The sequence below is a fragment of the Pseudonocardia autotrophica genome, from assembly GCF_003945385.1.
GTDB lineage: Bacteria > Actinomycetota > Actinomycetes > Mycobacteriales > Pseudonocardiaceae > Pseudonocardia > Pseudonocardia autotrophica.
Genome location: NZ_AP018920.1, coordinates 6,037,130 through 6,061,312, shown reverse-complemented (window position 1 = coordinate 6,061,312; position 24,183 = coordinate 6,037,130). Strand labels below are relative to the sequence as shown.

Below are 24,183 nucleotides of genomic sequence, written 5' to 3'. Positions count from 1 at the left end.
ACCGGCCCGGGTCACGGCGCGCTCCCGGCCAGGCCGTGCCGGTAGGCGTAGCCGACGGCCTGGGCGCGGTCGCGCAGCCCGGCCTTGGCGAACAGGTGGTTGACGTGCGTCTTCACCGTCGCCTCGCCGACCACCAGCCGCCGGGCGATCTCGGTGTTGGACAGGCCCTGCGCGATCAGGCCGAGCACCTCGACCTCGCGCGGGGTGAGCCCGTCCGGCGGGTCGGCGGGGGTGGCCGGGACCGCCGACGCGCGCTCGGTGACCAGCCGGGACAGCACCCCGGCGTCGACCGTGGACACGCCGTCGGCGGCGGAGCGCAGGGCCCGCCCGATCGCCTCGGCGTCGGCGTCCTTGGACAGCCAGCCCGAGGCGCCTGCGGCGATCGCGTCGATCACGGCGTCGTCGTCGACATAGGTGGTCAGCACGACGACGGCGGTGCCGGGGTGCCCGGCCCGGACCCGCCGGGTCGCCGAGACCCCGTCGCCCGCGGGCATCCGCAGATCCGTGAGCAGCACGTCCGGCGCCAGCTCGGCGACCAGCGCGACGGCGTCGTCGCCGCCGGCGGCGGTCCCGACGACCTCGATGCCCTCGAGCAGGCCCAGGACGGTGGCGAGGCCGTCGCGCACGATCCGCTGGTCGTCGGCCAGCACCACCCGCAGGTCGCTCACGTCGGGATCCTCTCGTGGTCCGGGGCGTGCGCGGGCAGCCGGAGCCGGACCCGCCAGCCGTCGGGGGTGGGGCCGGTCTGCAGCTCGGCGCCGGCCAGCGCGGCCCGCTCGGCCATCCCGGCCAGGCCGGAGCCCGCGCCGTCGCCGGGGGGCGGCGGCGCCCCGACGACATCGACGACCTCCAGCTCGGCGGTACCGTCACCGTCGCGGCGCAGACGCACCGTCACCGGCGCCCCGGGGGCGTGCTTGCGGGCGTTGGACAACGCCTCCTGCGCGGTGCGCAGCACGGTCTCGCCCTCGCGGGCGCCGAGCCGCAGCCCGTCGTCGATCTCGACGGTCGCGTCCGGGTGCGCCCGGCCCAGCTCCCGCAGCTCCCCGGCGACGTCGACCGGCGCCGGCCCCTCGCGCAGCGCCCGCACGGCACGCCGGGCCTCGGCGATGCCGTCGGAGGTGAGCCGCTGGGCCCGCTCGATCTGGGCGACGGTGTCCGGCGCCGCGCCGTCGCGCAGCGCCAGCAGCCGGGCCCCCTGCAGCTGCACGGCGAGCGCGGACAGCGAGTGGGCCAGCACGTCGTGCACGTCGCGGGCGACCCGGGCGCGGTCGGCGATGGCCTCGGCACGGGCGTGCTCCTCGCGGGCCCTGGCGTCGGCGACCAGTGCCCGCTCGTGCTCCGCGACGCGGCGGGCCGCGTCGCGGCGGCCGAGCCCGAACAACACCATCGCGGTCAGCGCGCCGACGACCAGCAGCACGTCCCACACCGACGTGTAGGGCCCCACGACGACCGTCGTGGCCGCGATGACCGGCACGTCGACGGCCAGCGCGGCCCGGCGGGGCAGCCGCAGCGCAGCGACGAACACCGCCATCATAGGGAAGGCGGCCGAGGTGGTCCAACCGCCCGAACCGGCGAGCAGGGCGATCCCGCCACCGGCGAGAGCGAGGCTGGTCAGCACCGTCACCACCGGCGGGGTGTTCCGGTAGAGGGCGAAGACCAGCCAGCCGGCGACGGCGGGGACCAGCCCGACCGGGTAGAGCCACGCCGGGGAGACGCCCTGCCCCGGCGACCAGAACAGCAGGAACAGCACGACCGGCAGCCACAGCAGCGACACCAGCCGCCGGGGTATCCCGAGCGCCGGCGACCGGTCGGACTCCACGCGGCGGGCCGCGGCGGCGATCGGGCTCACCGTTTCACCCTGGCACAGTGTGCGTGTCGGGGCGGGGCGCTCAGGCCGCCGCCCGGACCCGGCGGCCGCGGTCCGGGCGGACGGGCAGTCCGCTCGCGGCCACCCGGCGGCGCACGACCAGGCTCTGGACCAGCAGGCTGCCGCCGAAGACCAGTGCCGACGACGTCGAGAGCAGCAGACCGGCGCCGACGGACTCGCCGAGGAACCCGGAGCCGATCCGGACGCCGATGGTCAGCACCCAGGCCGCCAGCAGCGCGGCCGAACCGCTGCGGTACGCCCACCCGTCGCGGGTGCCGATCCGGAACGCGTAGCCGCGCAACACCCCGAGCCCGCCCACCACCACCAGTTCGGCGGCGAGCAACGCCACCCCCGCCGTGGTGACCGACGGGTGGGCCTGGGCGACGGTGAGCAGCCCGATGCCCATCACCACGAACGGGAGCACGACGTCCCGGTTCCCGCCGACGAACTGCCCGCGGAACTGCTTGTAGAGGACCAGGCCGACGATCGCGACCGTGATGACGAGGGAGATGACGTCCATGCCGACGACGATCTCCCGGCAGGCCCGGCCGGCGCGTCGGCGCCGGGGTCGATCCCGGGTGGAGCCGTGCCATCCACCCCTGGGTGGACGGCACGCCGGGCCCTGCTCAGCCGCCCGGGCAGGGGCCCGGCGGGAACGCCCCCGTGCGCCCGGCGATCCACGGCAACGAGTCCGCGAACGCCGTGGAGAACAGGTCGAAGTCGTGCCCGCCGTCGGGGATCACCCGCTCGCACACGTCGATCCCGGCCGCCCGGGCGGCCGGTGCGAGCCGGCGTGCGGCGACCAGCGGCTGCTCGTCGGCCGATCCGGCCTCGAACCAGCCGCCGAGACCGGGGAAGCGCCGGATCGCGAGGACCGCGGCCGGTTCGTGCTCCTCGAAGGCGGCGCGGGAACCGTCGAACAGGTCCGCGACCGTGCTGCCGGTCGCGTTCGTGTCGCCCGAGCGTGGCCCGGCCAGGCCGGCGTAGTCGCCGAAGGTGCCGAACACGGTGGGATGGCGCAGCGCGAGCATGATCGCGCAGGAGCCACCCTCGGACAGGCCGGCCACCGCCCAGGCCGGGCCCGGATCGAGGGTCCGGAAGGTCTGCTGCACGGCGGGGACCAGGTCCTCGGTCAGGTAGGTCTCGACCTTTCCGGCCGGCCCGTCGACGCACTCGGAGTCGGCCGCGAGCGATCCGTTGACGTCCGGCAGGACCAGGATCGGGGCCCGCCCGCCGTGCGCGGCGGCGAACGCGTTGGCGGTGTCGGCGGCGCGGCCGCCGTCGATCCAGTCCTGCGGCGATCCCGGGGTGCCGTGCAGCAGCAGCACCACCGGGAGCTGCGGCCGAGGCCGGGCGAACCAGGCCGGCGGGACCCAGACCAGCGCCTCCCGGGCGTCGAACCTGGATGCCCGCGCCGGGATCGGGAACGGCGCGATCTCACCCTGGTCGGGGGCCGCGGTGCGGGCCATCAGCTCGTCGAGGGCGACCTCGTCGCCCGGCGCGTCACCGAGCACGTACCCGAGGTCGCGGTAGTAGTCGTAGTAGCTGTTGGCAAGCGCCCCGGTGTTGACAACCAGCAGCGCCAGGACCACGACGACCACACCGGGCCGGGGGAACCGGAGCAGGCGCAGCGCGACGACCACCAGCACGCTGAGGACCGCCAGCCCGGCCAGGAAGCCGACGGTCGTGACGTCGATCCGTAGCAGCGTGTTCAGCACGGCATCGCCGGTCCGGTACCGGGCGACGTCAGCGGGGCAGCCCCGAGGCGCGCCACGCCCCGCGCCCCGCGACCAGCGGGACCCGCAGCTGGGACGCCGGGTGCGACCACAGGTTCGCCGGAGCCGGGGCCGGGGCCGGGGCGCCTGCACCGGCCGCGGCGGCGACCACCGCGGTGAGCGCGGCCAGCTCGTGCTGGTCCGGGGTGCCCCGGACCACCCGGAACAGCGCGCGGCGCTGCTCCGGGGTCTGCTCGGCGGAGTCCTCGGTGCCCATCAGAGCGGGATGTTCCCGTGCTTGCGGGTCGGGCCCTGCTCCCGCTTGGTGGACAGCATCCGCAGCGCCCGGCCGACGTAGCCGCGGGTGTGCGACGGCGGCACGACCGCGTCGATGTAACCCCGGTCGGCGGCGATGTAGGGGTTGCAGAGGGTGTCCTCGTAGTCCTGCTGCAGCTCCGCGCGCTTGGCGGCGAGCGCGCTGCCGTCCGAACCCTCCAGCGCCTTGAGCTCCTTGCGGTACAGGATCGACACCGCGCCCTGCGCCCCCGTGACCGCGATCTGCGCGGTCGGCCAGGCGATGTTGACGTCGGCGCCGAGGTGCTTGGAGCCCATCACGTCGTACGCGCCGCCGTAGGCCTTGCGGGTGATCACGGTGATCTTCGGGACGGTCGCCTCGGCGTAGGCGTAGATCAGCTTCGCGCCGCGCCGGATGATGCCGTTCCACTCCTGCTCGGTGCCCGGGAGGAAGCCCGGGACGTCGACGAAGGTCAGCACCGGGATGTTGAACGCGTCGCAGGTCCGTACGAACCGGGCGGCCTTCTCCGAGGCGTCGATGTCCAGGCAGCCGGCGAACTGGGTCGGCTGGTTCGCGACGATGCCGACGCTGCGCCCCTCGATCCGGGCGTAGCCGGTGACGATGTTGGGCGCCCACAGCTCCTGGACCTCGAGGAAGTCCTCGTCGTCCACGACCCGGTTGACGACCTCGCGGATGTCGTACGGGGTGTTCGGCGAGTCCGGGATCAGAGTGTCGAGCTCGGCGTCGGAGTCGGTGAGCCCGTCGCTGATCGAGCCCTCGACGGGCTCCGCCGCGGGGAACTCCGGCGGCTCGGACAGGTTGTTCGACGGCAGGAAGCTCAGCAGCTGCTTCACGTAGTCCAGCGCGTCCGACTCGTCGCCGGCCAGGTAGTGCGCCACGCCGGACCTGGTGTTGTGCGCCCGGCCGCCGCCGAGCTCCTCCATGTCGACGTTCTCGCCGGTGACGGTCTTGATCACGTCCGGGCCGGTGATGAACATGTGGCTGGTCTCGTCGACCATCACGGTGAAGTCGGTGATCGCGGGGGAGTACACCGCGCCGCCCGCGCACGGGCCCATGATCAGCGAGATCTGCGGGATCACACCGGAGCTGCGCACGTTGCGGGTGAAGATCTCGCCGTAGAGGCCGAGTGCGACCACGCCCTCCTGGATCCGGGCGCCGCCACCGTCGTTGATCCCGATCATCGGGCAGCCGATCTTCGCCGCCAGATCCATCACCTTGACGATCTTCTCGCCGTAGACCTCGCCGAGCGCACCGCCGAACACCGTGGCGTCCTGCGAGAAGATCGCCACCGGCCGGCCGTCGATCGTGCCGGTGCCGGTCACCACGCCGTCACCGAACGGGCGCTTGTCCTGCATCCCGAAGTTGGTCGACCGGTGCCGGGTCAGTGCGTCCAGCTCGACGAACGAGCCGGGATCGAGGAGCTGGTCGATCCGCTCGCGTGCGGTCTGCCTGCCCTTGGCGTGCTGACGCTCGACGGCCGTCTGCGATCCGGCGTGGATCGCGTCGTCGAAACGCTGGTACAGGTCGGCGAGCTTGCCCGCCGTGGTGTGCACGTCAGGTGCGGCCCCACCGTCGTCCGGGGTCGCCATCGGCTCCGTTGCGGCGCTCATGAGTCGGGAGCCTAACCCGGTGTCCCCGCGCCGACCGGCGTGATGTCCGCCGCAGCACACCCGGTCGTGTCGAGAGCGTTATCGATCCGGGTCCTGCCGAGGGCCACCGTGTTCCTTTTCGCCCGTTACCGTCCCCGGTGATGACGACCGGGACGAACCCTGACGAGGGTGCTGACGAACCGCTGGACGTGTACGCCCTGCGCACGGCCGTGCTGCGCCCGGCGGGCGGCTGGACGGCCCTCGAGGTGGTCGCCTCGACCGGATCCACCAACGCCGACCTGCTCGCCGAGGCCGGTCGGGGCGCGCCGGACCGGTCGGTGCTGATCGCCGAGGAGCAGGTCCGTGGTCGCGGCCGGCTGGACCGCACCTGGATCTCGCGGCCCGGTGCGACGGTGACGATGTCGGTGCTGTGGCGCCCCGAGGGGGTCCCCGCGGACCGGCTGGGCTGGCTGCCGATGCTGGCCGGGGTGGCACTGGTGGACGCGATCGCCGAGGTGGCGCCGGACGTCCCCGCCGCGATGAAGTGGCCGAACGACCTGCTCGTCGGCCCGTCCCGGGGCAAGGCGGCCGGGATCCTGGCCGAGATGACGGCGGTGTCCGGCGGCGGTCCGGGCGTCGTGCTGGGCATCGGGCTGAACGTCGCCACCCCGGCACACGAGCTGCCGTGGGGGGCCACCTCGCTGGCCGCGCACGGGCTGACCGCGACCCGCGCCGAGGTCGTCGTCGCACTGCTCGGGCACCTGTACCTGCGTGAAGCCGAGTGGCGCGACGCCGGCGGCGACGCCGACGCCTGCGGGCTCCGGTCGGACTACCGGTCCCGCTGCGCCAGCCTCGGCTCCCGGGTCCGGGTGGAGCGCCCCGGCGGCGACCACCTCGTCGGGATGGCCGAGGACGTCGACCCGCAGGGCAGGCTGCTCGTGCACCCCGACGGCGGCGAGCGGGTCGCGGTGGCGGCAGGCGACGTCGTGCACCTGCGCCCCGCCGATCACCCGTAGCGGATCTTCCCGAGCCGATCACCCGGAGCGCTGACCTGGCTCTTCGTGCCGCGCGTCGGACCCGCTGCCGGCGCGTGGCGTCCTAGCCTGGGTGCATGGCGTTCCCGGACGACGCGCTCGGTGAGGACGAGCGCGTCGTGCTGCACGGCAGGCCGCACTGGCGGTTGTGTCTCGGCCCGGTGTGCGCACTGCTGCTGGTGAGCGCCGCGGCCGGGTTCGCCGCGGCGGTCGTGCGGCTGCAGACCTGGGCGCCCTGGGCGTGGGCGCTGCTCGGCGTGCTGGCCGGGCTCGCCGTGACCCGGACGACGGTGCTGCCGCTGGTCCGCTGGCGCTGCTCGCACCTGGCCGTGACGAACCTGCGGTTCATCGTCCGGGAGGGGATCACCACCCGGAACGGGCTGGACGTGCCGATCGACCGGATCGACGCGGTGCGGGTCCGCAGCAGCACACTCGAACGGGTGCTGGGCTGCGGCACCCTGCAGCTCGACGTGGCCGGCGAGCGGCTCAGGTTCGCCCACGTCCCCGCCGTGGAGCGGGTGCAGGCCCGGCTGCACCGCGAGATCGGCCGGATCGAGAGCACCCGCCGGGCGGCCGCGGGAGAGACACAGCGCACATCCCTGCGGGGGCATGCGGACGCCGCGGTCCGGGAGAGGATGGGGGCGTGAGCAGCCTGCCGACGACGGTGCGCGACCCGGAACTCCCGGGCCGGGTCGAGATCTACGAGGTCGGGCCGCGTGACGGCCTGCAGAACGAGTCAGCGGTGATCCCGGTCGAGGTCAAGGCCGAGTTCCTGGACCGCCTCGCCGACGCGGGCCTGCGCACCCTGGAGGCGACCAGCTTCGTGCACCCGAAATGGGTCCCGCAGCTCGCCGACGCCGCCGACCTGCTGGCCCGGCTGGAGCGCCGCGACGGGCTGGACTACCCGGTGCTGACGCCGAACGAGCGCGGCCTGGACCGGGCGATCGAGGCGGGCTGCGACCACGTCGCGGTGTTCGCCTCGGCCACCGAGACCTTCGCGAAGCGCAACCTCAACCGCACCCTCGACGAACAGTTCGCGATGTTCGAGCCGACCGTCACCCGCGCCGTGCGCGAGGGCCTGCGGGTGCGCGCCTACGTGTCGATGGTGTTCGGCGACCCGTGGGAGGGCGGCGTCGATCCGGACCAGGCGGCCGCCGTCGGGGCCCGGCTGATGGAGATGGGCTGCGACCAGCTCTCGCTGGGCGACACGATCGGCGTCGCGACCCCGGCGCACGTCGGTGCGGTGCTCGACGCCTGCGATGCGCGCGGCGTCGGCATCGACCGGATCGCGGTGCACTTCCACGACACCTACGGCCAGGCTCTGGCCAACACCCTCGCCGCACTGCGCCGCGGGGTGACGACGGTGGACGCCAGCGCCGGCGGCCTGGGCGGCTGCCCCTACGCCGGGTCGGCGACCGGCAATCTCGCCACCGAGGACCTGGTGTGGATGCTCGACGGCCTGGGCATCTCGCACGGCGTCGACCTGCGCGCGCTGGTCGGCACCAGCACCTGGATGGCCGGGCACCTGGGCAGGCCGTCGCCGTCGCGGGTGGTCACGGCGCTGGCGCAGGATTCCTGACCTCGACCATCCCGGTGAACCGGGACCGGTAGACCAGCCGCTCGTCGCTGGTCCTCCTCGACGTGCCGAGGAGCGTGATCAGCCCCAGCGACGGCCGGCTGCGGGACACCCTGGCCTCGAGCACCTCCATCGCCGAGCGCAGCTCGTCGCCCGCGAACACCGGGGCCGGCCAGGCGATCTCGTCGCCGCCCGGGGAGCCCAGGCTCGCCGACCGGCTCAGCAGGTGATCGACGTAGGCCCGCATCCACAGGCTCGCGGTGAACCAGCCGGACGCGGCCAGCCCGCCGAACACCCGGTCACCGGCCGCCCGGTCCAGGTGGAACGGCTGCGGATCGAACCGGCGGGAGAAGGCGACCATCTCCGCCTCGTCGACCACCGTCGTCCCCAGGTCGAACACCGATCCCGGGACGAAGTCCTCGAAGTACAGCTCAGCCACGGAGCACCCCCAGTACGTCGTCGTGCAACAGTCCGTTGCTGGTCAGGCCGTGCCCGCCGGCGTAGGTCGGGTTCCCGGCCAGGTCGGTCAGCCGGCCGCCCGCCTCGGCGACGACGGCGGCCGGTGCGGCCAGGTCCCACGGGTTCGCGGCCGGTTCCACCGCCACGTCCAGCACGCCCTCGGCGACCAGGCAGTGCTGCCAGAAGTCGCCGAACGCCCGGGACTCCCAGCAGGTCTCGGTGAGCGCCGTCCACCCGTCCCGGGTGACCGGGCCGGGCTCGGCGCGGAAGGTCTCCTGGTTGGTGGTGGAGACGTAGGCGTCGGCGATCCGCGACACCCCGGACACCGTGATCCGGTGCGGCGTCCCGGACGGCAGGTCCCGCGCCCACGCCCCGGCCCCGGCCGCGCCCCACCAGCGGCGGTGCAGCGCGGGTGCGCTGACGACCCCGACCACCGGCACGCCGTCGACCACCAGGGCGATCAGCGTCGCCCAGGCGGGCACCCCCCGGGAGAAGTTCTTGGTCCCGTCGATCGGGTCGATCACCCAGCCGCGCCCGGTCGGCGCGCCGGCGCTCGCGCCGCGCTCCTCGCCGAGGATCCCGTCCCGCGGTCGCTCGTGGCCGAGCGCCGCCCGGATCGCGTCCTCGGCGGCGGTGTCGGCGTCGGTCACCGGTGTGCGGTCCGGTTTGCGGGTCACCCGCAGGTCGGCCGCCCGGAACCGGGGCAGGGTGATCGCATCGGCGAGATCCGCCAGCCGCAGCGCGAGATCGAGATCACGCGGATCGGCGGGCACGTTCGGCGCGGGGCTCACGTTCGGCGAGCATGCCAGTCCACACCTTCGGCGCCGCGCCCCAGTCCCCGGCGGGCGGGCCTATGCTCGCCAGGATGACCACCGTGGTGCTTGCCGAGGACGATGCGGCGATCGCCGAGCCGCTCTCCCGCGCGCTGCAGCGGGAGGGCTACGACGTCGAGGTCGTGTCCGACGGGCTCGGTGCGCTGGAGCGGGTCACCCGTGACCCGGCGGACCTGCTCGTGCTCGATCTCGGGCTGCCCGGGATGGACGGCCTGGAGGTGTGCAGGCGGGTCCGGACCGCCCAGCCCGACCTGCCGGTGCTGATGCTCACCGCGCGCACCGACGAGGTCGACTTCGTCGTCGGTCTCGACGCCGGCGCCGACGACTACGTCTCCAAACCGTTCCGGCTCGCCGAGCTGCTCGCCCGGGTGCGCGCGCTGCTGCGCCGCCGCACCCAGGACGTCGTCGAGGTCGACGGGCTGCGGATGGAGCTCTCCGGGCGCCGGGTGCTGCTCGACGGCGACGAGGTGACCCTCGCCAACAAGGAGTTCGAGCTGCTGCGGGTGCTGATGACGCACGCCGGGCAGGTCGTCACCCGGGAGGAGATCCTGCACGCGGTCTGGGGCGACGCCGACATGAAGTCGTCGAAGACCCTGGACATGCACATGTCGTGGCTGCGCCGCAAGATCGGCGGCGAGAAGCGCATCGCGACCGTCCGCGGGGTCGGCTTCCGCTACAACGCGGACTGACCGGTGCGCCGCCGGATCCTGGTCTCGACGCTGCTCACCGTCGCGGTGACGGCGCTGTTCCTGGGCGGTCCGCTGGCGCTGGCGACCTGGCAGCTGGTCGAGGACTTCACCCGCGCCGAGCTGACCCAGCGGCTCGAACAGCTGACCGGGACCCTGGAGGACACCGGTACCGAGACGCCGCCGCCGGGGGCGATCGAGCTGGCGATCCCGGCCGACAGCAGGCTCACCATCGAGACCCCGGACGCGCCGACGACCGAGTACGGGGTCCGCGAGGTGGTCGATCCGGTCGCCGAGTCGCTGCCGTTCGGACCGGGCGGCACGATCACCCTCGCCCAGCCGACCGCGATCATGCGGGCCCAGCAGACCCAGGTCGTCCTGGTCGTGATGCTGCTGGTGGGGTTCTCGGTGACGGTGGGCACCGGGGTCGCGATCTACACCGCGCGCCGGCTGTCCGATCCGCTGCGCGATCTCGCGGCACGTGCCGCGCGGCTCGGCGCCGGGGACTTCCGTCGCTCACCGGCCCGCTACGACATCGCCGAGCTGGACCGGGTCTCGGAGGTGCTCGACTCCTCGGCGACCGCGCTGGCCCAGCTGCTGCAACGCGAGCGCGCGCTGGTCGGCGACGTGTCGCACCAGCTGCGGAGCCGGATCACCGCGCTGCAGCTGCGGCTCGACGAGCTCTCCACCCATCCCGATCCGGACGCCCGCCGCGAGGCGCTGGCCGCGTTGGAGCAGACCGAGCGGCTCACCGGTGTGCTGGACGACCTGCTGGAGTCCGCCCGCGCCGCCCGCGCGGTGGGCGCCGAGCCGGTCGACCTGGCCGAGGCGCTGGAAGAGGTCGCCCGGGAATGGCGGGTGCCGCTGTCGCGGGCCGGGCGGTCGCTGCGGCTGCGGGTACCGGAGGGCATGCTCGCCCGGGTCACCGTCGCCCGGCTCCGGGAGGCCGTCGGCGCGCTGGTGGACAACTCGGTCCAGCACGGCGACGGCCAGGTGACGATCACCGCGCGGGCCGCGGAGAACGCGTTGCAGGTCGAGGTCTCCGACACCGGGCCGGGGGTGCCGGAGGAGCTCATACCGCACGTGTTCGACCGCGGGGTGTCCGCGCAGTCGTCCACCGGGCTGGGGCTGGCGCTGGCCCGCACCCTGGTGGAGGCCGACGGCGGGCGCCTGGAGCTCTACCGGGCCCGGCCGCCGGTCTTCCGGATCTACCTCCCGGCCGCCCGCACCGACGACGTCGCGGCCGGTGCGCCCGCGGCGGACCGGAGCGGTCCCCGCTAGCTAGCGGGGGTGGTTCACGCCGCCTCGACCTTCGGCATGATCTCCTCGCGGATCCGCTTGAGGTCGTCGACCGTCTTGGCGACCGGGACGTCGGCGAACGGCGGCCAGAACATCGGCATCGTCATCCCGGCCTCCTTGTAGGCCTTCAGCCGGTCGGTGATCTGCCCGGCGCTGCCCACCAGCAGGTTGGTGAGCTTGCCCTGCGGGGCCTGGTCGACGTCGGTGTCGGTGATCACGGTCCACAGCATGCTGCTGATCTCGAGGTCGTCGACGGTGCGGGTGCTGCCGATCTCGGCGAGCTCGCGGCCGATCTCACCGCGCCAGTGGGCGATGTCCTCGGGGGAGTCCTGGATCCCGATCCAGCCGGCGAGGTTGTAGCGGCTGACCCGGGTCGCGGCCCGCTTCGGGTCCTTCAGCCCGCTGAAGAAGATCGGCGGGCCGGGCTGCTGCAGCGGCTTCGCGCCGAACCCGCAGGGATCGAAGTCGGCGAACTCGCCGTGGTACTCGAACACCTCGTTGCCCCAGATGCCCTGCATGATCTCGATCGTCTCGCGCACGTGCTTGTTGCGCTTCGGGAAGATGTGCGCCGCGCTGGACGCGGCGAACTCCTCGGGCATCCAGCCGGCGCCGACACCGACGTTGAGCCGGCCACCGGACAGGTGGTCGATGGTGGCCATCTCGGCGGCGAGCACACCTGGCGCCCGGAACGGGGTGTCGATGATGCTCATCCCGATCCGGACCTTCGAGGTCTTCGCGGCCAGCCACGGGATCAGCGGCATCCCCTGCAGCCACTGCCCGCGCGAGCTCACCGGGAGCCCCTTGGGCATGCCCTCGATCATGCCGAACGAGTACTGCAGTTCCTGGCGGTCCGAGGCCTCCGGCACCACGATCCGGTCCAGCGTCCAGACCGAGTCGAAGTCCAGGGTCTCGGCGAGCGCGGTGAGCTCCTCGAGCTCGGCGACCGTCACCTTTTCGCGGAAGTTCGGGAGATAGAGCGCGAGCTTCATGAGGACGTTCTCCTTGGGGTGACGAACTGCTTCTTGATCTCGGCCTTCAGGACCTTGCCGATCTTCGAGCGCGGCAGGTCGGGCCAGATCTCGATCTGTTTCGGCGTCTTGACGCTGCCGATCCGGGCCTTGACGAACGACGTCAGCTCCGCGTCGTCCAGCGTGGCGCCGGGTCGCAGCTGCAGGACGGCGGTGACCCGCTCGCCCCACTTGTCGTCGGGCAGCCCGACGACGGCGCAGTCGGCGACCGCGGGATGGGCCATCAGTGCCTGCTCCACCTCGGAGGAGTACACGTTGAACCCGCCGGTGATCACCATGTCCTTCGCCCGGTCGACGATGAACAGGAACCCGTCGTCGTCGAGGTAGCCGATGTCGCCGGTGTGGTGCCAGCCGTGCGCCGACGCCTCCGCCGTCGCCTCCGGGTTGCGGTGGTAGCCGCGCATGACCAGCGAGCCGCGGACCACGATCTCGCCGCGCTCACCCGGCCCGAGCAGCCGGCCGCCGTCGTCCATCACGGCGACGGTCACCAGCGGGGACGGCCGCCCGGCCGACGACAGCCGGTCCCGTGCGGGTCGCCCGTCCGTGCCGAAGTGATCCTCCGGGGGCATCGTCGAGATCATCATCGGCGCCTCGGTCTGGCCGAAGAGCTGGGCCATCACCGGCCCGATCCGGGTGAGCGCCTCCTCCAGGCGGGCCACCGACATCGGCGCGGCGCCGTACCAGAAGCACTGCAGCGACGACAGGTCCCGCCCGTCGAGCGAGGGATGGTCGAGCACCATGTAGATCAGCGTCGGCGGCAGGAAGGTGTGCGTGACCCGGTGCTGCTCGACGTGGTCGAGGAAGCCGCCGACGTCCGGACTGCGCATCACGACGACCGAGCCGCCCCGGCACAGCACCGGGAAGCACAGCACCCCGGCCGCGTGCGTGAGCGGCGCGAGCGCCAGATAGGTCGGCCGCCCGCCGGCCGCAGGCCACGGGTAGCTCATCAGCGTGATCGCCGTCATCGTCTCGATGTTCGTGCCGGTCAGCACCACGCCCTTGGGACGCCCGGTGGTGCCCCCGGTACCGACGATCATCGCCACGTCGTCCGGGCAGGCCCGGTCGACCGGCCCCTGCCCGCGGGACAGGAAGGTCTCCCAGCCGAGGGCCCATCCGGGATCCCCGTCGAGGCAGACCAGCGTCCGCAGCCCGGGAAGGTCGTGCCGGATCGCGTCCACCAGCGGCGCGAACGAGGCCTGGAAGATCAGCACCGAGCACTCGAACAGGTCGAGCAGCTCACGGTTCTCGGCGGCCTCGTTGCGCGGGTTGACCGGGCACCACACCGCGCCCGCGCGGCTGATCCCGAACACGCAGGTGAACGCGGTCGGGTCGTTCGCCGACAGCACCGCCACCCGGTCGCCCGGCTCGACCCCGTCGGCGACGAGGGCGGCGGCGATCCGGTCCCCGAGCTCCCGCACCTCACCGTAGGTGCGGACCTCGCCGTCGCAGACCAGGCACGGTGCGTCCGCGCCGAGCGACGCGCCCTTGTCCAGGTGGTCGATCAGGCGCATCTCACATGCCCATCCCGCCGTCGACGGGCAGCCCGGCGCCGTTGACGAAGCGGGCCGCGTCGGAGGCCAGGAAGGCGACCGCGTCGGCGATGTCGGCGACCTCACCGAGCCGGCCGGACGGGGTCAGCTCCACGACCGCTCCGACCGCGGCCTCCGGGCTCTCGAACAGCCCGAGCCCGGCGGTCTCGACGGCCAGCTTCTGGCCCATCGCGGTCGGCACGAGCCCGGGGTAGACGCAGTTGACCCGCACCCCGTAGCCGAGCTTGCCCGACTCCATCGCGGCGACCCGGGTCAGCCGGTCGACGGCGGACTTGGTCGCGGAGTACCCGCCGATCGCGGGGAACGCGATGGTGGCGGCGACCGAGGCGACGTTGACGACGGTGCCGCCCTGCCCGGCCGGGCCGCCCGGGCGCATCGCCCGGAAGGCGTGCTTGATCCCCAGCATGGTGCCGACGATGTTGACGTCGAGCATCCGCCGCACGTCGTCCGGCTCGGTGTCGGCGAGGAGCTGGGTGACCTCGATCCCGGCGTTGTTGACGACCACGTCGAGGCCGCCGAAGCGCTCGACGACGGTGGCGACGGCGGCCGTCCAGGACGCGTCGTCGGTGACGTCGAGGTGGACGAAGCCGTGCTGCTCGCCGAGCGCCTCGGCGAGCTTGCCGCCGACCTCGTCCTGGACGTCGGCGACGACGACCCGGGCACCGGCGGCGGCGAGGGCGCGGGCCATCCCCTCGCCGAGGCCCTGGGCGCCTCCGGTGACGAGAGCGGTACGGCCGGTCAGATCGATCTGAGTCACGGGCACTCCTGTGTGCTGGTGATGGGGACCACACCATGGTTGATGATCTATCCGACTGTCAAGATTTTTCTGGTCAGCTGTCAAGATTTCTGTGACCGGCCGCCCCGTGTTCGGCTAGAGTCCGGCTCCGGGGGAGCGCGGAAGGAGTGCGATATGGCGCGGGCCAATCCGGTGGACAAGCACGACGCGCGACGTCGTGCGCTCGCGGACTCCGCACTGCGGACGCTCGGCGAGCTCGGCTACGCCCGGTCGTCGCTGCGCGAGATCGCGAACAACTCGCCGTTCAGTCACGGGGTGGTGCACTACTACTTCGCCGACAAGCTCGACCTGATCGTCTACTGCGTGCGGCAGTACAAGGCCGTCTGCGTCACCCGCTACGACGGTGCGGTCGCCACCGCGACGACCGCGGACGAGTTGATCGCGGCCTTCGCCGACAAGCTGCGCGAGACGATCGTCGACGAGGCCCCGATGCACCGGCTCTGGTACGACCTGCGCGCACAGAGCATGTTCGAGGAGAGCCTGCGCGAGGCCGTCGAGCAGATCGACCGCACCCTGGAGGACATGGTCTGGCGGGTGGTCGTGCGGTACGCCGAGCTCGCCGACACCGAGCCCGCACTGCCCCCGCACGCCGCGTACGGGATGCTCGACGGGGTCTTCCAGCAGGCTCTGCTCGGCTATCTGTCCGGCAACGCGACGGCGGCCCTGGACACCCTGCGCACCGAGGTGCACGACGTGATGCCGCTGCTCGTGCGCGCGCCCGCCCGGGTCTAGTCGGCCGGCGGCGGCACCGGCTGGCGCCGCACGAACTGCTCCGGCCAGACGAACCGGCGGAACGCCCACCAGCGGAACGCCATCCCGGCCAGGGTCCCGGCTATCTGCCCGGACACGAAGTCCGCGATCTCCTGGGTGAACAGCGAGACGCCCGGCACCTGCAGCTCGAGTACGTATCGCGAGATCGCCAGCGGTGCCGAGTACACGGCCACCCCGACCCCGCTGATCAGGAAGAACAGCGCGGCCTCGTGATGTCGCTCGCGCCCGCCCCTGGTGCGGAAGGACCACTCCCGGTTGAGCACGTACGACACGATCGTGGCCACCAGCACCGCGAACACCTTCGCGGTGACCGGCTTGGTGTCCAGCACGGTCATCTTGAGCAGCAGGAACACCGCGGTGTCGATGATCCAGGTGGTGCCGCCGACCATCAGGAACTTGATGAGTTCCCGGTGCTTGATGGCCTTGTCACGGTACGGCTGGGGGATTCGAGCGAGCGTCGCCTCCACCACCGTCACGTGGGTGATCGTGCCAGATTAGGCTCCACGTCCTGTGGAGAGGGTTGACAGCGCAGGGAAGAGCGGACTGCCCACGGTCGGCATGGTCGGCGGTGGGCAGCTGGCCCGCATGACCGCACAGGCCGCCGTCGCGCTCGGGCAGACGCTGCGGGTGCTGGCGGCCTCGCCGGACGATCCGGCGGCCCGGGTGACCCCGGACGTCGTCATCGGCGACCCGGACGACGGTGCGGCGCTGCGCGAACTCGCCACCGGATGCTCGGCGGTCACCTTCGACCACGAGGGCGTCCCGCAGGAGGTGCTCCGCCCGCTGGCCGAGGCCGGGATCCCGCTGCGGCCGCCGCCGGAGGCGCTGCTGCACGCCCAGGACAAGCTGGTGATGCGCCGCAGGCTGTCCGCGATGGGGCTGCCGATGCCGCAGTTCGCGCCGGTGGCCGCCGCCGCCGACGTCGACGCGTTCGGCGCGGCGCACGGCTGGCCGGTGGTGCTCAAGGCCACCCGCGGCGGCTACGACGGCCGCGGCGTCTGGTTCCTGACCGCCCCGGACGCCGCGCTGGTCACCGACCTGCTCGACCGTGGCACCCCGCTGATGGTCGAGTCGGCGGTGCCGATGGTCCGGGAGCTGGCCGCGAGCGTGGCCCGGTCGCCGTTCGGCCAGGCGGCCGCCTGGCCGGTGGTGGAGACCCTGCAGGTCGACGGCCAGTGCGCCCGGGTCACCTCGCCCGCACCGGGGCTCGCCGACGACGACGCCGCACGGATCCAGGAGATGGCCCTGCGGATCGCGGCCGAGCTGGGCGTCGTCGGGCTGATGACGGTCGAGCTGTTCGAGACCGCCCCCGGCGAGGTCGTGATCAACGAGCTGGCGATGCGACCGCACAACTCCGGGCACTGGACGATCGAGGGCTCGGTCACCTCGCAGTTCGAACAGCACTTGCGCGCGGTGCTGGACTACCCGCTCGGCGCCACCACCCCGGTCGCCCCGGTGGCCGTGATGGCCAACGTGCTGGGCGCTCCGGAGGAGCCCACGATGTCGATGGACGAGCGGCTGCACCACTGCTTCGCCCGGTTCCCGGACGCGCGGGTGCACCTCTACGCCAAGGACGGCAGGCCGGCCCGCAAGATCGGCCACGTGACCGTGCTGGGCTCCGACGGCGAGGCCGTGCGGGAGCGCGCCGAGCTGGCCGCGGACTGGCTGGCCACGGCGCAGTGGGCCGACGGCTGGTCGGCACACGCGGACGACCCCCGAAAGGACTCCTGATGGCCGAGGCGAGCACTCCCCGGGTGGGGGTGGTCATGGGCAGCGACTCCGACTGGCCCGTGATGGGCGCGACCGGTGCGGCGCTGGACGAGTTCGGCGTGCCGTGGGAGGTCGGCGTCTACTCGGCGCACCGGACCCCGCAGCGGATGCTCGACTACGCCGCCTCCGCGGCCGACCGTGGCCTGCAGGTGATCGTCGCCGGTGCCGGCGGCGCGGCGCACCTGCCCGGGATGGTCGCGGCGGCGACGCCGCTGCCGGTGATCGGCGTACCGGTGCCCCTGAAGTACCTCGACGGCCTGGACTCGCTGCTCTCGATCGTGCAGATGCCCGCCGGGGTGCCGGTGGCGACGGTCGCGGTCGGCAACGCCCGCAATGCGGGCCTGCTCGCCGTGCGGATCCTCGGTGCCGGGGACGAGTCGCTGCGGCAGGCGATGGTCGAGTTCCAGGCGGACCTGGAACGGACCGTGCTGGACAAGGACGCCGCGTTGCGCGCCGTCGCCCGCGGCCAGGCCTGAATTCTCCTGGCGCCGGGCCCGAGCGCGTGGTTACGGTGTCGGTACACGGGAGAGGAGGTGGTCCGAGCAGATGAGCTACTGGACACGTGAGGTGGCCCTCAGCTAGCACCACGTTCTGCCGGGCGGGGCGATCCCGCTCGGAGACGGTCGTGGAAGCCGGTGTGGTGCCGGCAATACCAGACGGTCACCCGTGATCCCCGGGTCCCAACCTTGGCCCGGGGATCACGCATGTCCGGACCCGGCAGGGAACCCTGAGGGACCCCTGAGGGATCCCTCAGGGGGAGAACCGCAGGGAACCTCGGGTGCGCTCCCCCGTGAGGTCCGGCCAGTCCCCGGCCAGGCTCGGTGCTGCAGCAATCGCTGCACCGTCGAGGGGGGAGTCCGATGACTCACACGATCCGTGCGCTACCGGCGTCCTGGCACCGGCCGTTGCTCCTGATGTCGCTGCTGATGGCCGGGCTCGCCCTCGTCGCGGCGGCCGGTCTCGCCGTCGACGACCGGATGCTGCTCACCGAGTCGGTCTGGGCGAAACCGCTCAAGTTCGCCGTCTCCTTCACGATCTTCGGGTTGACGCTCGCGGCGCTGATCCCGCGGCTGACCCGTTTCCGCCGCACGCTGTGGTGGCTCGGGACGGTGTTCGCCGCCACCGGTGTGGTCGATGTCGGCTTCATCGCGTTGCAGGCGGCGCGCGGGACCTTCAGCCACTTCAACACCGACTCCGACCCGATCAACGCGATCGGGCAGCAGATCTTCTCCAGCGGGGTGATCGGGCTCTTCGGGGCGACCATCGTGATCGCGGTGCTGATCCTGCTGCAGCGGGTCGGCGACGCCGCGCTCACCCGCGCACTGCGGGCCGGGCTGCTGCTGGTCACCGCCGGCATGGCCGTCGCGTTCGGGATCGCCGGTGGTGGCGGGAGCCGCACGGTGCCGGATGCGAACGGGCGTCCGGTGACGCTGTCCGGCGCGCACGGTGTCGGTGTGCCGGACGGTGGCGGGATGCCGGTCACGAACTGGAGCACCACCGGTGGCGATCTGCGGGTCCCGCACTTCGTCGGCCTGCACGCGATCCAGGTACTCGTGCTGTTCGTGCTGCTGCTCGGTTTCCTCGCCGGCCGGGTGCTGTGGTTGCGCGACGAGCGGGTCCGTGTGCGGCTGACCGGGGTGGCGGTGCTCGGTTGCAGCGGGGTGTTCGCGATCACCACCTGGCAGGCGGTCCGCGGTCAGTCACTGGTCGATCCGGACGGGCTCACCCTGCTCGCCGTCGCGGCGCTGGTGGCGGTCTGCGCGGTGTGGGCGGTGGGCACGGTCGTCGCGGCCCGGCGCCGGTCGGCGCTCACCCGGTCCGGTGACCGGTCTGACGCTCCAGCGCCTGCGTGGCCCGCTCCAGGCGGCGGGTGACGTCGGCGAGATCCGGCTCGGTGTCGACCTCCAGCGGCAGCATCGGCGCGACCCGGCGGAAGTGGTCGATGCAGGCCGGCAGGTCGGCCTCCCGGGCGCCGTCGGCGAGCCACCGGTGCAGCGCCTGGTTGTGCGCGGCGACGAGGGCCGCGGCCGTCACCGCGGCCCGCAGTTCACCGTCCGGCTGTCCGGCCAGCCGGGTGGCGATCTTCCGGGTGAACAGCCGCCGGTAGTGGTGCACCGATGCGGCCTCCCGGTCCCGCAGTGCGGGCACCGCACCGACCAGTGCGAACCGCTGCCGGGCCACCCCTGGGTCGTCGGTGTAGAGATCGAAGACGGTCTCCGCGGCACGCAGTGCCAGTGACAGCAGCGGTTCGTCCGGGTGCGCGTCGGCGAACACCTCGGAGATCCGGGCGAGCCCGCGCTCGTGATCGGGCGACAGCGCGTCCTCCTTGCCGCGGAAATAGCGGAAGAAGGTCCGGCGGCCGACGCCCGCCGCGGCCGCGATGTCGTCGACCGTGGTGTCGTCGTAACCCCGGTCGGCGAACAGCCGGGCGGCCGCGGCGACCAGATCCCGCCGGACCTCCGCGCGTCCCTCCGGGGAACGCCCGCGGCGAGTGCTGCTCGTCATGGCACGGAGGGTAGCAAGGTGCGTTGCTCTGTGGCACGGAGTGCCGTTAAGATTCGTGTTATGAACAGCGACTTCGACAGCTACCGGCTCAGCGACGAGCACCAGGCCCTCCGCGCGGCGGTGCGGGACCTGGCGGAGAAGGAGATCGCGCCGCACGCTGCCGATGTCGACGAGCAGGGGCGCTTTCCGGTCGAGGCCCGCGACGCGCTGGTCAAGGCCGGCTTCCAGGCTGTGATCATCCCCGAGGAGTACGGCGGCGAGGGTGCCGACGAGCTCGCCGGCTGCATCGTGATCGAGGAGGTCGCGCGGGTCTGCGGGTCGTCGTCGCTGATTCCCGGGGTCAACGGCCTCGGGCTCACCCCGATCCTGCTGTCCGCCTCGGACGAGTTGAAGCAGCAGGTCCTGCCGTCGGTCGCCGCGGGCGAGGCGATGGTCAGCTACGCGCTGTCCGAGCGCGAGGCGGGCTCCGATGCCGCGTCGATGAAGACCCGGGCCCGCCGCGAGGGCGACGAGTGGGTGCTCAACGGCACCAAGTGCTGGATCACCAACGCCGGCGAGTCGACCTGGTACACGGTCATGGCCGTCACCGATCCGGAGAAGAAGGCCAACGGGATCTCGGCGTTCGTGGTGCACAAGGACGACCCGGGTTTCGTCGTCGGCACCAAGGAGCGCAAGCTCGGCATCCACGGCTCGCCCACCCGTGAGATCCACTTCGAGGACGCCCGGATCCCGGCCGACCGGATCATCGGCGCCGAGGGCACCGGCTTCAAGACCGCGCTGCGCACGCTGGACCACACGCGTCCGACCATCGGCGCGCAGGCCGTCGGCATCGCCCAGGGCGCGCTCGACGTCGCGACGCAGTACATGAAGGAGCGCAAGCAGTTCGGCAAGACGCTGGCCGAGTTCCAGGGCCTGCAGTTCATGCTCGCCGAGATGGCGATGAAGGTCGAGGCCGCCCGCCAGCTCTGCTACGTCGCCGCGTCGCGTGCCGAGCGCAACGAGCCCGATCTCGGCTTCATCTCCTCGGCCGCCAAGTGCTTCGCCTCGGACACCGCGATGCAGGTGACCACCGACGCCGTGCAGCTGCTCGGCGGCGCGGGCTACACCCGCGACTTCCCGGTCGAGCGGATGATGCGGGACGCGAAGATCACCCAGATCTACGAGGGCACCAACCAGATCCAGCGGATGGTGATGGCGCGCAACCTGCTCAAGTGAGACGAGCGGGGCGCTGGGCCTCCGTGCCGTTGCCGCCGGCCTGTCGCGTGCGGCTGCGACACTCGGGTGATGTCAGCAGCCCCGCCGCAGGATCGAGGACATCCGCCGATCGACTTCCCCTTCTCCGGGGTCGCGTCGTGGGAGGGGCCGACCTGGGTCGAGTTCTACGAGGGCGGAATCGGCCACCCGATGACGACGCTGTGGCTGGGGCACCGGGTGCGGGACGGCCGGGCACATCTGTCGGTGGGTACTCACAACCAGCGTCTCGACGGCTGGCGGCTCGAGGAGGACCTCGCCTTCGATTGCCTCTTCGTACTGTCGGAGCGCATGCGTCCGGACAGCCGCGCGGTGCAGTTCCCTCCCGGATTCAACAAGGTCCAGATCGACCACGTGCACGCGCTGTCGCTGGACTGGCAGAACTGGCCGACCCTGCCCTGCACCGTCGACGACTCCGACGCGGTGATGTCGTACCAGCGCTACGCCTGGGGGTGGGCCGGCTTCATCGCCGAGGTGGGTGTCGCGGGGGTGAAACTGGTCGGCGTCGACGTCGAGCCGGAGACGGTCCGGCTGGAAACGGTGCGCGAACCCCGCAGGTACGGTTTCGACCCGACCGGCCGCCTGTCGGTCGACGATCTCTACGACCGTCGTGAGCGGGGCGAAGACCCGCGCCTGCCGCTGCCGTGGTCCACGACCGTGCACGCCGACCACCGCGCGCTGATCGAGCAACACGACCTGGGCTGACGGGCGAACCGCTCAGCCGAGCAGTGCGACGTGCGCGAACACCAGGCCGAGCCACAGCCAGCCCACCCCGATCACCACGCGCTGCACCAGCCCGGCCCGCGGGTCGTCGTTCTCCCACGCGGTGCCGAACGCGCTGAACCCGGCGAGCAGCAGCGCGGCCGTCACGCCTGAGTACCAGCGCCAGCCGGTATCGGCCAGCGTGAAGGCGGCGATCGCGGCTGCGACCGGTAGGGCGAGGAATACCACCGCTCCGGCGTGGTCGTGCAGGTCGTGCCGCCGGGTCGTCGTCTCCGGCGTGCCGTCGGGCGTGCCGGGGGGATAGCCGCGCATCGGGTCCATCCGGAACACCCCGGACGCGACCAGTGCCAGCCCGAAGACGCCGACGGCCACGCCCAGCAGGACGTACGTCGGCGCGAGCGCGAGCGCGCCGGTGGTGATCGCGAGCCCACAGACGACGAAGTTCGCCGTCTGGATCCCGCCGCGCGGCCCGAGCGCGAGCGCGCTGACCGGATGCCGGACCGGGCTGTAGCCGGGCCGGGTGGCGCCGTCGATCAGGAAGGTGACGACGAACAGCCACGAGCCGAGCGCTCCGGTCCACAGAAGAGCCGTCATGAGGGACAGTTCTAGTCGAACCGGACGGTGCTGGGGGATCGATGGACGCTGCGACGCGGGACTGGCTGCTCGTGGCTGCCCGATGGGGTCGCGCTCGTCCGTGCGGCGCGGGGCCCGGACGGCCGCGTCGCGGTGGCTGACGCTGTACGCGCTCCGGGTGCTGGCCTGGTGGGAATCCGATGTGGAAAGTCCTCGATGGAACGCCTGGTGATGCGCTAGTATTCGAACATGTGGTCGAGTGACGGCCGTTCGGGTAACGGCGGGGCGGGTGGTATCGGAACGGGCGAGGGTGGGCCGGGTTCCGACCCGGTCGTCGCCGTGCTCGAGTCGGTGCTCGGCGTGCTGTCCGGCCTGCCAGGGGATCGCGGCGGTGTCGCAGCCGACCCGGCTGTCCGGATCGACCGGATCGCGCTGTTCCAGCGGCTGCGCGCCGTGGTCGCCGCCGGTCACGGCGCCGAGATCGTCGGCTTCGCCCGCGCGGTGGTCGAGGAGCGGATCGCCGATGGCGATCTCGATCCGCGCACCGCGGAGCGCGGGATCGCCGACCAGGTCGCGCTGGCCTGCCGGATCTCCCCGTCGGCCGGCTCGCGGCGGCTGGGCAGCGCCCGCGTGCTGCACCTCGATCTGCCCGGAATCTGTGCGCTGCTGCGGGCGGGGCGGATCAGCGAGGAGGTCGCCGAGCATGTCGTGTCGGAGACCCGGCACCTCGATCGGGAGGCCCGGCGCGCGGTCGACGAACAGCTCGTCGGCGCCGGCATCGACGAGCTCGGTCGCCGGGCCGCGGCGGCGCTCGCGCGGCGACTGGCCTACGAGTGCGATCCGGCGGCGTATGTCGCCCGTGGCCGCACCGCACGCACGGACCGCCGGGTCGGGTTGCGGCCCGCACCGGACACGATGGCGGTGCTGTCCGCCTACCTCCCGGTGGAGCAGGGCGTCGCCTGTCTGGCCGCGCTGCGCCGGCACGCCGACACGGTGGTCGGCGCCGGATCCGATCGCAACCGCGACCAGGTCATGGCCGACACGCTGGTCGAGCGCCTCACCGGGCAGGTCCGGGCGGCCGATGTGAACGTCGAGCTGGGCATCGTGATCGGGGTCGACGAGCTGGTCGATCCGGCGGCCGGCGGTACCGCCGAGATCGTCGGCCACGGCCCGGTCCCGGCCGGTATCGCCCGCGACGTCCTCGCCGGCACCCAGGGGCGGCGCTGGTGGCGGCGGCTGTTCACGCGCCCGGCCGGCGGGCCGCTGGTGGGCGCCGATCCGCGGCGGCGGTTCTTCGGCGGGGTGCTGGCGGAGCTGGTCCGGATCCGCGACGGCGACCGCTGTCGTGATCCCTATTGCGACGCCCCGGCCCGGCACGTCGACCACATCGTCCCCGCCCGCCGGGGCGGTCCGACGAGCCTGGTGAACGGGCGGGCGGTCTGCGTCCGCGGGAACCTCGTCCGGGAGCTCCCGGGCTGGTCCGTCGAGCTGGTGCGCGACGGCCTGGGCGGCACGCCGCACACGGTGCGCACCACCACGCCGACCGGGCACACCTACCTCAGCCGGGCGGGCTCCCCGGGATCGCGCCGGAGCGGATCACCAGCACGGCCGCGGCGGGCCGGTCCCCGAGTGCGCGGTAGCTGTGTTCGGCGTCGCTGGCCCATGTCGCGGCGGCGCCGGCGTCCAGGTCGACCTCCGCGCCGACCCGGCCCGCTCGCGCGGCGCCCCGGGTCACCAGCAGGTGTTCGACGACGTGTGGGCCGTGTCCCGCGGAGACGTGCACCGCGCCCGGAGCGAGCGTGAGCAAGTACACCTCGACGGTCCCGTCGCCGTCGGTACTGC

At 73.0% G+C, this 24,183-nt stretch carries 26 protein-coding genes; 12 read left to right on the top strand and 14 right to left on the bottom strand.

Translation table 11 applies throughout. The annotated features are described in order from the left end of the window. Positions 1–11: 11 nt before the first annotated feature. The 6 genes from Pdca_RS28060 to Pdca_RS28035 all read right to left on the bottom strand — a co-directional run bounded on the left by Pdca_RS28060 (position 12) and on the right by Pdca_RS28035 (position 5,508). Entirely contained in the window at positions 12–668 is a 657-nt protein-coding gene (locus tag Pdca_RS28060; RefSeq protein ID WP_166665866.1) for a response regulator, read from the bottom strand. Beyond that, on the bottom strand, positions 665–1,849 hold the full coding sequence (locus Pdca_RS28055) for a sensor histidine kinase (protein WP_085914819.1): 1,185 nt from the start codon (positions 1,847–1,849) through the stop codon (positions 665–667). Before Pdca_RS28055 ends, Pdca_RS28060 begins: the two co-directional genes overlap by 4 nt. Positions 1,850–1,889: 40 nt before the next feature. Further along, entirely contained in the window at positions 1,890–2,387 is a 498-nt protein-coding gene (locus tag Pdca_RS28050) for a hypothetical protein (protein ID WP_085914818.1), read from the bottom strand. A 106-nt stretch (positions 2,388–2,493) separates the two neighbouring features. After that, the gene (locus tag Pdca_RS28045) at positions 2,494–3,585 is read right to left on the bottom strand and encodes an alpha/beta hydrolase (protein WP_085914817.1); all 1,092 of its coding nucleotides are present in this window, start codon (positions 3,583–3,585) and stop codon (positions 2,494–2,496) included. A gap of 28 nt (positions 3,586–3,613) precedes the next feature. Further along, positions 3,614–3,859, bottom strand: coding sequence for an acyl-CoA carboxylase epsilon subunit (locus Pdca_RS28040; RefSeq protein WP_085914816.1), 246 nt, complete (start codon positions 3,857–3,859; stop codon positions 3,614–3,616). After that, a complete protein-coding gene (locus Pdca_RS28035) occupies positions 3,859–5,508 on the bottom strand; it encodes an acyl-CoA carboxylase subunit beta (RefSeq protein ID WP_085914815.1) in 1,650 nt (549 codons plus the stop codon). The genes Pdca_RS28040 and Pdca_RS28035 overlap by 1 nt, the downstream gene beginning before the upstream one ends. A gap of 140 nt (positions 5,509–5,648) precedes the next feature. Between Pdca_RS28035 and Pdca_RS28030 the strand changes: the two genes are divergently transcribed. The 3 genes from Pdca_RS28030 (at position 5,649) to Pdca_RS28020 (ending at position 8,100) form a co-directional block, all read left to right on the top strand. Next, positions 5,649–6,503 (top strand): biotin--[acetyl-CoA-carboxylase] ligase, encoded by an 855-nt coding sequence (locus Pdca_RS28030; RefSeq protein WP_085914814.1) that lies wholly within the window; start codon positions 5,649–5,651, stop codon positions 6,501–6,503. A gap of 95 nt (positions 6,504–6,598) precedes the next feature. Beyond that, positions 6,599–7,168, top strand: coding sequence for a PH domain-containing protein (locus Pdca_RS28025; RefSeq protein WP_085914813.1), 570 nt, complete (start codon positions 6,599–6,601; stop codon positions 7,166–7,168). Beyond that, positions 7,165–8,100 (top strand): hydroxymethylglutaryl-CoA lyase, encoded by a 936-nt coding sequence (locus Pdca_RS28020; protein ID WP_085914812.1) that lies wholly within the window; start codon positions 7,165–7,167, stop codon positions 8,098–8,100. The genes Pdca_RS28025 and Pdca_RS28020 overlap by 4 nt, the downstream gene beginning before the upstream one ends. Here the strand turns inward: Pdca_RS28020 and Pdca_RS28015 are convergent. Both Pdca_RS28015 and Pdca_RS28010 read right to left on the bottom strand, forming a co-directional pair. Next, complete coding sequence (locus tag Pdca_RS28015; protein WP_085914811.1) at positions 8,075–8,536, bottom strand: MaoC/PaaZ C-terminal domain-containing protein; 462 nt, start codon at positions 8,534–8,536, stop codon at positions 8,075–8,077. The two genes, Pdca_RS28020 and Pdca_RS28015, sit on opposite strands and share 26 nt — an antisense overlap. Further along, positions 8,529–9,347 carry an inositol monophosphatase family protein gene (locus Pdca_RS28010; RefSeq protein WP_085914810.1) on the bottom strand — a complete coding sequence of 273 codons (819 nt, stop codon included), beginning with the start codon at positions 9,345–9,347 and terminating at the stop codon, positions 8,529–8,531. The genes Pdca_RS28015 and Pdca_RS28010 overlap by 8 nt, the downstream gene beginning before the upstream one ends. Before the next feature lie 74 nt (positions 9,348–9,421). Here Pdca_RS28010 and Pdca_RS28005 point away from each other — a divergent pair, with 74 nt between their 5' ends. Both Pdca_RS28005 and Pdca_RS28000 read left to right on the top strand, forming a co-directional pair. Beyond that, positions 9,422–10,078, top strand: a complete 657-nt coding sequence (locus Pdca_RS28005; RefSeq protein ID WP_085914856.1) for a response regulator transcription factor — start codon at positions 9,422–9,424, stop codon at positions 10,076–10,078. 3 nt (positions 10,079–10,081) lie between these two features. Then, entirely contained in the window at positions 10,082–11,356 is a 1,275-nt protein-coding gene (locus Pdca_RS28000; RefSeq protein WP_085914809.1) for an ATP-binding protein, read from the top strand. 14 nt (positions 11,357–11,370) lie between these two features. Here Pdca_RS28000 and Pdca_RS27995 read toward each other — a convergent pair whose 3' ends face one another. Genes Pdca_RS27995 through Pdca_RS27985 form a run of 3 tightly spaced genes read right to left on the bottom strand, consistent with a single transcriptional unit; the run spans position 11,371 to position 14,709 of the window. Next, positions 11,371–12,363, bottom strand: a complete 993-nt coding sequence (locus Pdca_RS27995) for an LLM class flavin-dependent oxidoreductase (protein WP_085914808.1) — start codon at positions 12,361–12,363, stop codon at positions 11,371–11,373. After that, a complete protein-coding gene (locus Pdca_RS27990; protein ID WP_085914807.1) occupies positions 12,360–13,913 on the bottom strand; it encodes an acyl-CoA synthetase in 1,554 nt (517 codons plus the stop codon). The genes Pdca_RS27995 and Pdca_RS27990 overlap by 4 nt, the downstream gene beginning before the upstream one ends. A gap of 1 nt (position 13,914) precedes the next feature. Beyond that, complete coding sequence (locus Pdca_RS27985) at positions 13,915–14,709, bottom strand: SDR family NAD(P)-dependent oxidoreductase (RefSeq protein ID WP_085914806.1); 795 nt, start codon at positions 14,707–14,709, stop codon at positions 13,915–13,917. 153 nt (positions 14,710–14,862) lie between these two features. On the opposite strand from Pdca_RS27985, the gene Pdca_RS27980 reads away from it, so the two are divergent. Beyond that, complete coding sequence (locus Pdca_RS27980) at positions 14,863–15,480, top strand: TetR/AcrR family transcriptional regulator (protein ID WP_085914805.1); 618 nt, start codon at positions 14,863–14,865, stop codon at positions 15,478–15,480. Here Pdca_RS27980 and Pdca_RS27975 read toward each other — a convergent pair. After that, the gene (locus Pdca_RS27975) at positions 15,477–15,995 is read right to left on the bottom strand and encodes a GtrA family protein (protein ID WP_085914804.1); all 519 of its coding nucleotides are present in this window, start codon (positions 15,993–15,995) and stop codon (positions 15,477–15,479) included. The two genes, Pdca_RS27980 and Pdca_RS27975, sit on opposite strands and share 4 nt — an antisense overlap. Positions 15,996–16,029: 34 nt before the next feature. Here Pdca_RS27975 and Pdca_RS27970 point away from each other — a divergent pair, with 34 nt between their 5' ends. The 3 genes from Pdca_RS27970 (at position 16,030) to Pdca_RS27960 (ending at position 19,163) form a co-directional block, all read left to right on the top strand. Next, positions 16,030–17,250: a 5-(carboxyamino)imidazole ribonucleotide synthase gene (locus Pdca_RS27970; RefSeq protein ID WP_269462818.1), complete on the top strand. Its 1,221-nt coding sequence runs from the start codon at positions 16,030–16,032 to the stop codon at positions 17,248–17,250. Further along, positions 17,250–17,765, top strand: a complete 516-nt coding sequence (gene purE, locus Pdca_RS27965; RefSeq protein WP_085914802.1) for a 5-(carboxyamino)imidazole ribonucleotide mutase — start codon at positions 17,250–17,252, stop codon at positions 17,763–17,765. The genes Pdca_RS27970 and purE overlap by 1 nt, the downstream gene beginning before the upstream one ends. Before the next feature lie 384 nt (positions 17,766–18,149). Further along, positions 18,150–19,163 carry a hypothetical protein gene (locus Pdca_RS27960; RefSeq protein ID WP_174824359.1) on the top strand — a complete coding sequence of 338 codons (1,014 nt, stop codon included), beginning with the start codon at positions 18,150–18,152 and terminating at the stop codon, positions 19,161–19,163. Here Pdca_RS27960 and Pdca_RS27955 read toward each other — a convergent pair. Then, on the bottom strand, positions 19,099–19,794 hold the full coding sequence (locus tag Pdca_RS27955) for a TetR family transcriptional regulator (RefSeq protein WP_085914801.1): 696 nt from the start codon (positions 19,792–19,794) through the stop codon (positions 19,099–19,101). The genes Pdca_RS27960 and Pdca_RS27955 overlap by 65 nt on opposite strands. A gap of 60 nt (positions 19,795–19,854) precedes the next feature. Here Pdca_RS27955 and Pdca_RS27950 point away from each other — a divergent pair, with 60 nt between their 5' ends. Next, positions 19,855–21,009, top strand: a complete 1,155-nt coding sequence (locus Pdca_RS27950) for an acyl-CoA dehydrogenase (RefSeq protein ID WP_085914800.1) — start codon at positions 19,855–19,857, stop codon at positions 21,007–21,009. Positions 21,010–21,078: 69 nt separating this feature from the next. Beyond that, positions 21,079–21,750 carry a hypothetical protein gene (locus Pdca_RS27945; RefSeq protein ID WP_125911596.1) on the top strand — a complete coding sequence of 224 codons (672 nt, stop codon included), beginning with the start codon at positions 21,079–21,081 and terminating at the stop codon, positions 21,748–21,750. Positions 21,751–21,762: 12 nt separating this feature from the next. Here the strand turns inward: Pdca_RS27945 and Pdca_RS27940 are convergent, their stop codons facing one another. Beyond that, positions 21,763–22,362 carry a DUF998 domain-containing protein gene (locus Pdca_RS27940; protein WP_085914798.1) on the bottom strand — a complete coding sequence of 200 codons (600 nt, stop codon included), beginning with the start codon at positions 22,360–22,362 and terminating at the stop codon, positions 21,763–21,765. A 228-nt stretch (positions 22,363–22,590) separates the two neighbouring features. On the opposite strand from Pdca_RS27940, the gene Pdca_RS27935 reads away from it, so the two are divergent. Continuing rightward, complete coding sequence (locus Pdca_RS27935) at positions 22,591–24,144, top strand: HNH endonuclease (protein WP_232021244.1); 1,554 nt, start codon at positions 22,591–22,593, stop codon at positions 24,142–24,144. Positions 24,145–24,183 lie beyond the last annotated feature (39 nt).

Coding starts and splice junctions, on each gene's coding strand:
- Pdca_RS28005 (WP_085914856.1), top strand. CDS start 9,422: ATGACCACCGTGGTGCTTGCCGAGGACGATGCGGCGATCGCCGAGCCG.
- Pdca_RS27990 (WP_085914807.1), bottom strand. CDS start 13,913: ATGCGCCTGATCGACCACCTGGACAAGGGCGCGTCGCTCGGCGCGGAC.
- Pdca_RS27995 (WP_085914808.1), bottom strand. CDS start 12,363: ATGAAGCTCGCGCTCTATCTCCCGAACTTCCGCGAAAAGGTGACGGTC.
- Pdca_RS27960 (WP_174824359.1), top strand. CDS start 18,150: ATGACTCACACGATCCGTGCGCTACCGGCGTCCTGGCACCGGCCGTTG.
- Pdca_RS28040 (WP_085914816.1), bottom strand. CDS start 3,859: ATGGGCACCGAGGACTCCGCCGAGCAGACCCCGGAGCAGCGCCGCGCG.
- Pdca_RS28035 (WP_085914815.1), bottom strand. CDS start 5,508: ATGAGCGCCGCAACGGAGCCGATGGCGACCCCGGACGACGGTGGGGCC.
- Pdca_RS28025 (WP_085914813.1), top strand. CDS start 6,599: ATGGCGTTCCCGGACGACGCGCTCGGTGAGGACGAGCGCGTCGTGCTG.
- Pdca_RS27955 (WP_085914801.1), bottom strand. CDS start 19,794: ATGACGAGCAGCACTCGCCGCGGGCGTTCCCCGGAGGGACGCGCGGAG.
- Pdca_RS27945 (WP_125911596.1), top strand. CDS start 21,079: ATGTCAGCAGCCCCGCCGCAGGATCGAGGACATCCGCCGATCGACTTC.
- Pdca_RS27950 (WP_085914800.1), top strand. CDS start 19,855: ATGAACAGCGACTTCGACAGCTACCGGCTCAGCGACGAGCACCAGGCC.
- Pdca_RS27935 (WP_232021244.1), top strand. CDS start 22,591: ATGTGGTCGAGTGACGGCCGTTCGGGTAACGGCGGGGCGGGTGGTATC.
- purE (WP_085914802.1), top strand. CDS start 17,250: ATGGCCGAGGCGAGCACTCCCCGGGTGGGGGTGGTCATGGGCAGCGAC.
- Pdca_RS28050 (WP_085914818.1), bottom strand. CDS start 2,387: ATGGACGTCATCTCCCTCGTCATCACGGTCGCGATCGTCGGCCTGGTC.
- Pdca_RS27980 (WP_085914805.1), top strand. CDS start 14,863: ATGGCGCGGGCCAATCCGGTGGACAAGCACGACGCGCGACGTCGTGCG.
- Pdca_RS28030 (WP_085914814.1), top strand. CDS start 5,649: ATGACGACCGGGACGAACCCTGACGAGGGTGCTGACGAACCGCTGGAC.
- Pdca_RS27940 (WP_085914798.1), bottom strand. CDS start 22,362: ATGACGGCTCTTCTGTGGACCGGAGCGCTCGGCTCGTGGCTGTTCGTC.